Origin of the sequence: Flavobacterium sp. UBA4854 (assembly GCF_002399805.1) — a bacterium.
In the GTDB taxonomy this organism is placed as follows: Bacteria; Bacteroidota; Bacteroidia; order Flavobacteriales; family Flavobacteriaceae; genus Flavobacterium; species Flavobacterium ginsengisoli.
Genome location: NZ_DHEI01000031.1, coordinates 8,131 through 19,751, shown reverse-complemented (window position 1 = coordinate 19,751; position 11,621 = coordinate 8,131). Strand labels below are relative to the sequence as shown.

The following is an 11,621-nucleotide window of genomic DNA, read 5'->3' as shown; positions in this document are numbered from 1 at the left end:
ATGAAAGACAAAGTAGCTCCAAACAAAATCGTTTTGGGTGCTGCAAGCGATAAACTTCCGTTTACGCTAACTTCAAACATTGACACTATTTCTGATTCAGAAAGTGCTGTTCAGTTATTTTTTGAAGGCGAATTCAATGCTATGATGGCAATGATGGTTAAAGGTCCAATCAGTAAGTTTATTGAAACTTTAGCAAACAATATGAACAAGCTTTAATAATGGTGAATTATAAATTAAAAGTCCAATCTAACGATTGGACTTTTTTTATGTACATTTTTTACGTTACTATTGTCATTTCGACGTAAGGAGAAATCTCCACAAGTAGCTCCGTTCCTAAAATTGTCAATCTTTGTAGAGTTTCTCGTGAAGATTTCTCCTTACGTCGAAATGACAAACAATGTGGTAACTTTAGGTTAGACGCACTGCAGTGCGTCTCTACGAAAAACCTTTGAACCTTTGAACCTCTGTACCTTTGCAACTCTCAATAAAGCATCTTAACTTCTTTAATCTCAAATTCAGCGACAGAATCATCTTCTAATAAAACTTGCAGTTTTCCTATTGGAGAAACGCCTTGAATGATTCCCATAAAATCTTGTTCATTATTGTCTCTAAATGCTGTTGGAACGCCTTTTTTAAATAAAAAATTAAAGTACTCGTTCCAGAAATTTTGAGATTCCGTTTTCCAAGACTGAATCTTTTCTTTTAACTTTTCAACAATTAAAATTGCTATTTCTTCTTTCTCAAAAGGTTTTCCTGAAATTACTGCCAGTGAAGAAGCGTTAGGCAATTCTTCAAAATCGGTTTGATTGACATTGATTCCGATTCCGACAACTGACACAATTCTGCCATCGCTTTTTAAGGTATTTTCGATTAATATGCCAACAAGCTTCTTATTGTATGACAGAATGTCGTTTGGCCATTTAATACAGATATCAGGAATATTTAACGATTTTAAAACCTCTGCAATCGACAAAGCGACCAAGACACTTAAATTGAAAACTTCTTCATTACTAAAGAGAAAATCCTTCACCAAAACGCTCATAGTTAGATTTTTACCCGCTTGAGTCTTCCACACGCCACCAACTTGACCTTTTCCTTTTGTCTGATTTTCAGCTGTTACCACAGTGAAATTCTCCAGTTCATCCTGACTTGCTAATGATTTTAGAAAGTCGTTTGTAGAATCTATGGCATCGAGTTTGATTAGTTTCATTAAATAATTTAAATATCTTAGTTTAATATTTTGTTAAGGTTCAAAAATAATCACAAAATTTGGTAACTTTACAAATTCATATAAAATAATTCATGGCGAAAAAGACTGTTAATAATGATGTTCTACTGGCGAACATAATCAAAGGGATTGAGGAAGTAAAAGGAAATGATATCGATATTCTTGACTTAAGAGAAATAGATACAGCTGTATGCGACTATTTTGTTATTTGCAACGGTAGCTCAAACACCCAAGTAAACGCCATTGTAAACTCAATTCAAAAAATTGTATCAAAAGACTTAAAAGATAAACCTTGGCACGTAGAAGGAACCGATAATGCAGAATGGGTTTTAATGGACTATGTACATATTGTAGTACACGTTTTCCAGAAACATATTCGCGAATATTACAACATCGAAAGCCTTTGGGGCGATGCCAAAATAACTTCAATCGAGAACAAATACTAAAGAAACTTTCATTAAATGGCTAAAGATAATAATCCAAATCCGAATAAATTTAAAATAAGTCCTTGGTTAATATACACCGCAATACTTTTAGTTTTTTTATTCATAAGTTTTGCCACAGGAGGATCAAGCTTAAGCGAACCTGCCCAATTAACTTCTTCTAAATTCAACACCCTTCTAGAAAAAGGACAAATTGAAAAAGTAATTGTTTACAACAAAGCAGAAGCTGAGGTATATTTGAATGCTGCGGCTCTTAAAGACCCAGCAAACAAAAAAGTTGCTGAAGATATTTTCAAACAGCCAAATAAAGGCCCACATTATACGCTGGAAATTGGTAATGATCAAATCTTTCAAACTAAATTAGAAAAAGCAGTTAGTGAAGGAAAACTGAAAGACTTCAACTTTCTTCAAAAAAATAACTGGAGCGATATTTTAATTAGCTTACTTCCGATCATCATTATTGTTGGTGTATGGATTTTCATTATGCGTAAAATGTCTGGCGGAGGTGCTGGCGGAGGCGGACAGATTTTCAATATCGGAAAATCTAAAGCTAAATTGTTTGATGAAAAAACAGATATTAAAACTACATTTAAAGATGTTGCAGGTTTAGAAGGTGCTAAAGAAGAAATTCAAGAAATTGTAGAATTCCTTAAAAACCCTGAAAAATACACTAACCTTGGAGGTAAAATTCCGAAAGGAGCTTTATTGGTAGGACCTCCGGGAACTGGTAAAACTTTATTGGCAAAAGCAGTTGCTGGTGAAGCACAAGTGCCTTTCTTTTCTTTATCTGGTTCAGATTTCGTAGAAATGTTCGTAGGAGTTGGTGCTTCACGTGTACGTGACTTATTTAAACAAGCTAAAGAAAAATCTCCTGCTATTATTTTCATTGATGAGATCGATGCTGTTGGTAGAGCGAGAGGAAAAAGCAATATGTCTGGCGGAAACGACGAAAGAGAAAACACTTTGAACCAATTACTGACAGAAATGGACGGTTTTGGTACAAACTCTAACGTAATCGTTTTGGCTGCAACAAATAGAGCCGATGTTTTAGACAAAGCTTTAATGCGTGCAGGACGTTTTGACAGACAAATTTTTGTTGACTTACCAGATATTAGAGAAAGAGCTGAAATCTTCAAAGTGCATTTAGCACCAATCAAAAAAGTTGAAGGTCTTGATTTAGATTTCTTAGCAAAACAAACGCCTGGATTCTCTGGTGCTGATATTGCAAATGTTTGTAATGAAGCTGCATTAATTGCTGCTCGTAACAACAAAGCTGCAGTTGACAGACAAGATTTCCTTGATGCCGTTGATAGAATTATTGGTGGTCTTGAAAAGAAAAACAAAATCATTACTCCAGACGAAAAAAGAGCAATCGCTATTCACGAAGCTGGTCACGCTACTGTAAGCTGGATGCTAGAGCATGCTGCACCACTTATTAAAGTAACAATTGTTCCTCGTGGACAAAGTTTAGGAGCTGCATGGTATTTACCAGAAGAGAGACAAATCGTGAGAACAGATCAAATGTTAGACGAAATGTGTGCTACTATGGGTGGTAGAGCTGCCGAAAAAGTAACTTTCGACAGAATTTCGACAGGTGCATTAAGCGACTTAGAAAAAGTAACTCGCCAAGCTCGTGCAATGGTAACCATTTACGGATTGAATGATAAAATAGGAAATGTTACCTATTATGATTCAAGTGGACAAAGCGAATACAACTTCTCTAAACCGTATTCTGATGAAACTGCAAAAATTATTGACAAAGAAATTTCAGAGTTAATCGAAGGGCAATATCAGAGAGCAATTCAAATTTTAGAGGAAAACAAAGATAAGTTAAACCAACTTGCTGATATTCTGATTGAAAAAGAAGTAATCTTTAAAGATGATTTAGAAAACATATTCGGAAAACGTACTTTTGACAAAAATTTAGAAGAAGTAGTTTCATAAGTAATTACGAAATACGTAATAATTTTTTAAAATCTTAATTCAAAATACCCTTTTGAATTAAGATTTTTTTATCTTTGAACGTTTTCAATTAACATGTAAAGCATTTCATATAAAAAATGAATTTTTTCAAAAAAATATTTGGCTCTAGTGAAGCCGCTTCTGACGAAGAGAACGAAAGCGAATATGCGGGAACTTCTGCGCAGAACAGTCATTTATCTTTAGACGAGCAATTTATTTTCAATTTCAAAAAAAATGGAGGTAAATTTTTGTACTGCGAAAACATGGAAGAAGTTAACGAGCAGTTTGAAAACATTTTAGAAGAAAACGATTGGTTTGAAAATGAAGTTTTATGTTACGAACCTGCCCTTTTTAGCTTATTAGAAGAAAATAAATTATTTTATATCGCGCCAACAAAACCAAGATTCTTATTGGCAAGTTGTGAAAACCTTATAGCAGATGAAGGATCTGTTTTATTTTCATCAAGACAAATCAGACAGAATAAACCAAACGAATTGCCCGCAAACATTGTTATTATAGCAACCACAAGCCAAATCCTTCCCATGAAAAGTGACGGATTGAGCGCTATAAAACGTAAATACGAACGAGACTATCCTACTAATATCACTACAATAAAATATTTCGAAAAAGCGAAAGACGAAGATTTTACACAATACGGAAGTGTTGCTAAAAACCTTTATTTATTGCTTCTAGAAGATCTTTAAGATGAACGAAACACTGAAGAGGGCCATTTCTGGTGCTGTTTATATCGCTTTATTATTAACTTCTATATTGTTTTCTACAGAAAGCTTCATTACCCTTTTTGGCGTTTTCTTGATTATCACGATATATGAATTTTCTAATATTGTAAACTTAAACAAAGTATTTTCTATTCTTTTTGGAACTTTAGTTTATTCTGCAATTATTCTTGTAAGCCATTATAACAAGCAAACAACTAAATTTTTAAACGATTCATTTAATACTAATATTAGTTTAGAAACCAATATCAAACAGTTGGATTTAATTCTTCTAGCTATTACAATTGTAGTTTCTATAAAATGCATCATATTCTTATTTTACGATTCGGTTCAAAAAATAAGCACTTCTTCAAAATATTTGTATCTGCTTGGATACATTACACTTCCTTTTGTATTTATTGTAAAAATATCTTTTGGAACAAACGATTATAATCCGAAAATCATTTTAGGATTATTTGTATTAATCTGGACTAATGACACTTTTGCTTATTTAGTCGGGAAATCAATGGGAAAACACAAATTATTCGAGCGAGTTTCTCCTAAAAAAACAATCGAAGGTTTTCTTGGCGGTGTCGTTTTTGCCGCATTTGCTGGTTTCTTAATTTCTAAACTCTACATCCAGCCTAAACCTGAATTTAGCAGCACATCGATTTTAATCTGGACTATTATCGCATTAATCGTAAGCATTTTTGGAACTATTGGAGACTTGATAGAATCCAAATTTAAACGAATTGCTGGCATAAAAGACAGTGGTTCAATAATGCCTGGTCATGGAGGTATTTTAGATCGATTAGATAGTGTTATATTTGTAGCACCAATTATATTTTTATTTTATCAAATTTTATATTATGTTTCATAAAGAAGGAGGCCCGTCCATTTTATTAGGTACTGTATTTACTGTAGCTGTACTTTTAATTGCTGAAAGATTTATTGATATCAATTGGCTTAGAATGCTTGTTCAAATTGCAGCGCTTGTAATTTTGATCATTATTTTACAATTCTTCAGAAATCCGAAGAGAATTGCAGTTAGAAACAGTGATCACATCCTAGCTCCAGTTGATGGAAAAGTGGTGGTTATTGAAGAAGTTTATGAAGGAGAATATTTCAAAGACAAACGTTTACAGGTTTCTATTTTTATGTCGCCAATAAATGTTCACGTAACACGTTACGCGATGGATGGTATCATTAAATTTAGCAAATACCACCCTGGAAAATTCCTTGTTGCTTGGCACCCAAAAGCAAGTGAAGAAAACGAAAGAACTACAGTTGTAATCGAAAATGAAACTTTTGGCGCTATTTTATATAGACAAATTGCTGGTGCATTGGCTCGTAGAATTGTAAATTACGCTAAAGAAGGAATGCAAGTTGTTCAAGGAACTGATGCTGGTTTCATTAAATTTGGATCGAGAGTAGATTTATTTTTACCTTTAGGTACGCCTATTAATGTTGAGTTAAATCAAAAAGCAATTGGTGGTAAAACAATTATTGCTACAAAAGCATAAATGACTGATAAAGATTTAGATATTCGCTTTGCTAAAGCTGTAAAAGTTGCAATGACAATGACTCAAGCCTCACTTCCACAAGATGTGCAGTTAAGGCTTTACGCTTTTTACAAACAAGCTACTTTTGGAACAGCTGTTTACAATCAATCTGAAAATTTTGATTTAAGAGACGCTTTTAAAACGAATGCATGGATGCAGATTAGCCATATGTCTGTTGATGAAGCAAAGGAAAACTATATCGAGATCATCAATTCATTAACATCAAAATAAAATATTATGAAGAAAAACGTTGTTTTTTTCAGCACTTTAGCTTCATTTTTACTATTATTTTCCTGTAAAGAAGATAAACTGGTTGAAGTAGTTGAAGTTCCTCTTCCAACAAAAGAAGAGAAAATAACTATTGGTTCACCAAATGATGTTAAAGCCGATCCTGGATCTTTTGAAATGATGAAATTGCCATTTAATTATGATGCACTTTCGCCCGATATTAGAACTTTGACTTTAGAAACTCATTATTCTAAGCATTATTTATCATATACAAACAATTTCAACAAAGAGATTGTTTCCACTGAATATGAAAATATGCCAATCGAGGATATTTTAAAAAAGTTAGATTTAAATAATGCCAAACTTCGTCAGAATGCAGGCGGATATTACAATCATACGCTTTATTTTAATATTTTAACTCCAAAAGAGCAAACTCCTAAAGATACGCTTTCTGGGTCGATTAATAAAGAATTTGGTTCTTTTACCAATTTAACAAACCAATTTAAAGCGCAATCTGAAAAGCAGTTTGGTTCTGGATGGGTTTGGCTTGTTGTTGACAGATATGGTAAATTACAAATTACTACAACTGACAATCAAGACAATCCATTAATGAAAAATGCTTTAATTCCAGGAACCCCAATTATGGGAATTGATCTTTGGGAACATGCTTATTACTTGGATTATCAAAACCGAAAAGGCAGTTATATTGATGCTTTTTACAGTCATATCAATTGGGAAAAAGTAAATGAATATTACGTTGAAGCCCTCAAAAAGGTTAAAAAAGTATAGAAAAAAAGCTGATGCAATTAAGTATCAGCTTTTTTTTATACCTTTTAGGTACTTAAACGAAAATCATGAAAGACATTGCCAATCGTTTCGTAGAAAACCCTTTACTATCTCCATCAGATTTACCACCAAGCAGAGAAGGTCTTGAAATCACTTGCTTATTAAATCCTGGTGTATTTCAATTTCAAAACAAAATCTGGTTGGCTGTACGAGTAGCTGAAAGACCAAAACAAATTGAGAATATCATTTCGTTCCCGATTTTGACGGAAGCAGGAACAATTCAAATTATTGAAATTTTAAAAGATCATCCTGAACTTATAGCAACAGATGCACGTGTAATTAACTATCAAGGCGTTGATTATTTAACCACTTTATCACATATTCGTTTATTATGCAGCGAAGATGGAAAACACTTTTACGAACCAGAAAACTATCCGCATTTGGTTGGCGAAGGAATACTAGAAACTTTTGGAATTGAAGACTGTCGCGTCTCTTTAATTGAAGGAAAATATTACCTCACTTTTACTTCTGTTTCGCCAAGTGGTGTAGGCGTTGGTTTAAGAACTACTACTGATTGGAAAAATTTTAAGAAACATGGACTAATATTTCCTCCGCACAATAAAGACTGTGCTATTTTTGAAGAAAAAATTAATGGATTATTTTATGCCTTACATCGCCCAAGCAGTGTAGATATTGGCGGAAATTATATCTGGATTGCTTCTTCTCCTGATGGGATTCATTGGGGAAATCATAAATGCATTATAAAAACTAGGAAAGAAAGCTGGGACAGCAAAAGAGTTGGTGCTGGTGCCGCACCAATAAAAACAGATTTAGGCTGGCTCGAAATTTATCATGGAGCCAACGAATTTCATCAATATTGTTTAGGTGCTTTTTTATTGGACTTAAAAGATCCGACAAAAGTGATTTCAAGAACCGAAACTCCAATTATGTTTCCTAAAACCAATTATGAGTTAAGTGGTTTCTTTGGAAATGTCGTTTTCACAAATGGTCATATTATCGAACCAGATGGCGATACATTAACAGTATATTACGGCGCTTCAGACGAATTTGTTTGTGGTGCTCAATTTTCAATTAGAGAGATTCTTTCGTTACTTAAAAAGCTTTAAAAACAAAAAAAAACTTGCTTAGATGTTTCTCTAAACAAGTTTTCTCTTTTTATAATCTAAAACTTTTATTTTAACTCTAAAATTAAAGATTCTGAAGGTTGGATTGCAATTTTTGCCTCTCCTTCTCCATTCTGAACTTTTAATACAAATGTTTTATTTAGATATAATTGTTCTTTCAATTGATATTCTCCATCTTTTAAATTCCATTTTGAAATAACCGATGAAGGAACTTTTAAATTAAATTCGCTTCCTTTCTCAGAAGAGAAATTAGCAATTACAATCAGTTTTTGATTTTCTGACCAACGTGCATAAGAGTACAATAACGCATCGTAACCTTCATTACTTTGTCTGTTTGCTGATTGAATTTCTTCAAAACTTCCCATCAAAGCACTGCTTTTGATTGTAAAATTCAATAACCGTTTGTAAAAATCACGCAATTCTTTTTCTGAAGCAGAAAGTTGTCCACCATCAAATTTACCATCATTCATCCAACGTTGATGATTTGGAACTCCGATATAATCAAAAATGGATGTTCTTGAGCGTTTTCCAAAACCTGCATCTTCATTTCCGGCCTCTCCTACTTCTTGTCCGAAATAAATCATTGTTGGAGAAGTGCTAATTGTCGCCGAAACAACCATCAGTGGTTTACCTCTTTCAGGCGTTCCTGCAAATTCTGGACTTGCTAAACGCTGTTCATCATGATTATCTAGAAAATGAAGCATATGATGTTCGATATCTGTCATTCCGTTTTGGATTTTTGTTAATTCATCAGGTGAAGATTTTCCTCGAATAACATCTTTCAGTTTATCATACGTTTCTACTTTATCGTACAAATAGTCCATTTTTCCTAAACGAATATAGTTTCGATATTCATTCGGATTATAAACTTCAGCCAATAAAAAAGCGTTCGGATTTTTCATTTTAATTGATGAGTTCATATAACTCCAAAATTCATACGGAACCATTTCTGCCATATCGTAACGAAATCCATCTACACCTTTTGCTGTCCAGTATAATGCAATGTCTCTAAACTTTTTCCAAGAATCTGGAACGTCTTTATCTTGCCAAAAAGCAAAATGTTCTTGATAGCTTTTTTGGTCAAAACCACTAGGAAGTTCAGAGAAATCTTTAATTCCGTCTGGACGCACTCCGTAATTTACTTTTACCGTTTCGTACCAATCGTTTTGGTCTGGCTTGAATTTTCTAGAACCATTTCCAGTCCATTTTGCTGGATTTTCATCAAATTTCCCATCAATTAATGGATTTTTTTCTCCATTTAAAGGAATATCTCCGTCCGGAATTTCAAAATGCTCTTTAGGAATATAATAAAAATTATTATCTCGTTTGTATTCAACAGAAACATCATCATCTGCACCAAAATCCCTTACGCCTACAGGATTCGATTTCCCTTCATACTTTCTTGCAATATGATTCGGAACAATATCGATAATCACTTTCAAACCTGCGTTATGAGTACGTTTTATTAAAGCTTCAAACTCTTCTAAACGTTTTGCAGGATTTACAGCCAAATCTGGATTGACGTTGTAGTAATCTTTGACTGCATAAGGAGAACCTGCACGGCCTTTTACCACTTCTGGATCATCATTAGAAATTCCGTAAGCCGTATAATCATTTACCAAAGCATGATGAGGAACTCCAGTATACCAAACATAAGTAACGCCAAGATCTTTTATTTCATGAAGTGCTTTATCTGTAAAGTCATTAAACTTACCGACACCATTTTCTTCAATAGTTCCCCATGGTTTATTGGTTGTATTTTTATTTCCAAATAGGCGTGTAAAAACTTGATAAACTACCACTTTCTTTTCTGCTGGAGTTTGCTCTTTTACTGTATTCATTTTTAAATCTTTTGTTTTACAAGCTGAAAATAGTATCGTTAATGTAATTCCGGCTGCAATTATTTTTTTACTTATCATATATTTTTGGGCTATACTTAACTTCGTTTTTAATTTTAATCTGGCTAAAAGCATTAAAACTAGTTTCTAAATGTAGCTCATTTTTTAAAATTTAGAATAACATCTGTTTAAAATGGTATCTTTAAAATCTAAAATACGGCAACTACAACGTGAGAGTTGGATGTTTTGTTGAAAAAATAATTAACATAGAACTTCTGGGTCGAATGTTGGCCAGTATTGATAAATTAATCCTAATATGAACCATTGGTTCTAACCTTTTTTATAAATTTGACAAAAATTTAATCAGTTGAAGAAATCACTCTTTTTCATATTTTGTTGTCTGTTACTTAGTGTACAATTTATTTCTGCGCAGGCCAAAAAAACCGCACAAGCTCCTAAAACTATCGTCATCGAGAATGCCGACTTTTCTGACGTGGATCAAGTTAATGTACCAGATGCGCTTTTACTTACCGGAAATGTAAAAGTTAATCATGACGGTGTTGTATTGACTTGCAATAAAGCTTATTTTTTTCAAAAAGAAAACTATCTAAAAGCATTCGGAAATGTACAATTAGTACAGGGAGATACTTTATTCTTAAATAGTAAATATGCAGAATATAGCGGAAATGAGAAGAAAGCTTTTGCTACAGGAAATGCCGTTTTAACTTCTCCAGATGCTACTTTGCAGACTGATACGATTAATTTTGATAGAAATGTTCAGGAAGCATTTTACAACACAAAGGGTACTATCGTAAATAAAGACAATACTCTGGTAAGTAAATCGGGAAGATATTTTGTGAAGGAAAAGAAGTTCCAGTTTTTGACTGAAGTTACAATTACAAATCCGAAATATGTGATTAAATCGAATCACTTGGATTATTACAGTAATTCTGGTCATACTTATCTTCTTGGTCCTTCAACCATTACAAGTAAAGCCAACTATATTTATACTGAAAAAGGTTTTTACGATACGAAAAAAAACTTAGCTCATTTTCTACGAAGATCCTATATAAAATATGACGACAGGCTTATAGAGGGCGATAGTTTGTATTATAATCGAAATATTGAATTTGCATCGGCAACACGGAATGTAAAAATTACCGATTCTATTAATAAAGGAATTGTAAAAGGACATTATGCAGAGCTTTATAAACTTAAAGATTCAATGTTTGTAACCAAACGAGCGGTTGCTATTAATTTGGTTGAAAATGACTCCGTTTACATTCACGGAAAGAAATTACTGGTAACGGGAAAAGAGGGAGAAAGAATTTTGTGTGCTTTTAATAATGTTCGTTTCTATAAAACAGATATGAGTGGCAAATGTGATTCAATACACTCGAATTCTAAAACAGCCCTAACTAAGCTTATTGGAAATCCGATTCTTTGGAATGGCGACAACCAAATTACAGGAGATATAATGCACTTGATTGGCGACAATAAAACAAGAAAAATCGATTCTCTAAAAGTATTAAACAACACCTTTGTCCTCTCCAAGGATACTCTCGGAACCGGCTATAACCAAGTCAAGGGAATTAATTTGTTTGGAAAATTTCGGGATGGAAAACTGCATGATGTTGATGTTATAAAAAACACTGAAGTCGTTTATTATATGCGAAACGATGCCAATGAACTAATTGGAATCAATAAAAATGT

General features: G+C 33.2%; 11 protein-coding genes and 1 pseudogene. 10 read left to right on the top strand and 2 right to left on the bottom strand.

The genetic code is table 11. From position 1 onward, the window contains the following. Positions 1–216 (top strand): annotated as a pseudogene (locus B3J44_RS04125) (SRPBCC family protein); the annotation flags it as partial. Positions 217–481: 265 nt separating this feature from the next. On the opposite strand, the gene B3J44_RS04120 reads toward B3J44_RS04125, so the two are convergent. Further along, positions 482–1,210 (bottom strand): biotin--[acetyl-CoA-carboxylase] ligase, encoded by a 729-nt coding sequence (locus tag B3J44_RS04120; protein WP_286965985.1) that lies wholly within the window; start codon positions 1,208–1,210, stop codon positions 482–484. Between the two features lie 92 nt (positions 1,211–1,302). Here B3J44_RS04120 and rsfS point away from each other — a divergent pair, with 92 nt between their 5' ends. The 8 genes from rsfS to B3J44_RS04080 all read left to right on the top strand — a co-directional run bounded on the left by rsfS (position 1,303) and on the right by B3J44_RS04080 (position 8,052). Continuing rightward, the gene (gene rsfS / locus B3J44_RS04115; protein WP_177210090.1) at positions 1,303–1,674 is read left to right on the top strand and encodes a ribosome silencing factor; all 372 of its coding nucleotides are present in this window, start codon (positions 1,303–1,305) and stop codon (positions 1,672–1,674) included. A 15-nt stretch (positions 1,675–1,689) separates the two neighbouring features. Next, a complete protein-coding gene (gene ftsH, locus B3J44_RS04110) occupies positions 1,690–3,615 on the top strand; it encodes an ATP-dependent zinc metalloprotease FtsH (RefSeq protein ID WP_198857214.1) in 1,926 nt (641 codons plus the stop codon). Positions 3,616–3,731: 116 nt separating this feature from the next. Next, complete coding sequence (locus B3J44_RS04105) at positions 3,732–4,337, top strand: lactate utilization protein B/C (protein ID WP_198857213.1); 606 nt, start codon at positions 3,732–3,734, stop codon at positions 4,335–4,337. Between the two features lies 1 nt (position 4,338). Continuing rightward, on the top strand, positions 4,339–5,229 hold the full coding sequence (locus tag B3J44_RS04100; RefSeq protein WP_286965980.1) for a phosphatidate cytidylyltransferase: 891 nt from the start codon (positions 4,339–4,341) through the stop codon (positions 5,227–5,229). Further along, on the top strand, positions 5,219–5,872 hold the full coding sequence (locus B3J44_RS04095; protein WP_198857211.1) for a phosphatidylserine decarboxylase family protein: 654 nt from the start codon (positions 5,219–5,221) through the stop codon (positions 5,870–5,872). The genes B3J44_RS04100 and B3J44_RS04095 overlap by 11 nt, the downstream gene beginning before the upstream one ends. Further along, complete coding sequence (locus B3J44_RS04090) at positions 5,873–6,142, top strand: acyl-CoA-binding protein (protein ID WP_286965978.1); 270 nt, start codon at positions 5,873–5,875, stop codon at positions 6,140–6,142. A 6-nt stretch (positions 6,143–6,148) separates the two neighbouring features. Further along, the gene (locus tag B3J44_RS04085) at positions 6,149–6,928 is read left to right on the top strand and encodes a superoxide dismutase (RefSeq protein WP_278022130.1); all 780 of its coding nucleotides are present in this window, start codon (positions 6,149–6,151) and stop codon (positions 6,926–6,928) included. 65 nt (positions 6,929–6,993) lie between these two features. Further along, positions 6,994–8,052 (top strand): glycoside hydrolase family 130 protein, encoded by a 1,059-nt coding sequence (locus B3J44_RS04080; protein WP_286965976.1) that lies wholly within the window; start codon positions 6,994–6,996, stop codon positions 8,050–8,052. Positions 8,053–8,117: 65 nt separating this feature from the next. On the opposite strand, the gene B3J44_RS04075 is transcribed toward B3J44_RS04080, so the two are convergent. Then, on the bottom strand, positions 8,118–9,989 hold the full coding sequence (locus B3J44_RS04075) for an alpha-amylase family protein (RefSeq protein ID WP_286965974.1): 1,872 nt from the start codon (positions 9,987–9,989) through the stop codon (positions 8,118–8,120). Positions 9,990–10,275: 286 nt separating this feature from the next. Between B3J44_RS04075 and B3J44_RS04070 the strand changes: the two genes are divergently transcribed. Beyond that, on the top strand, positions 10,276–11,621 hold a 1,346-nt coding region (locus tag B3J44_RS04070; RefSeq protein WP_286965973.1), incomplete at its 3' end, for an OstA-like protein.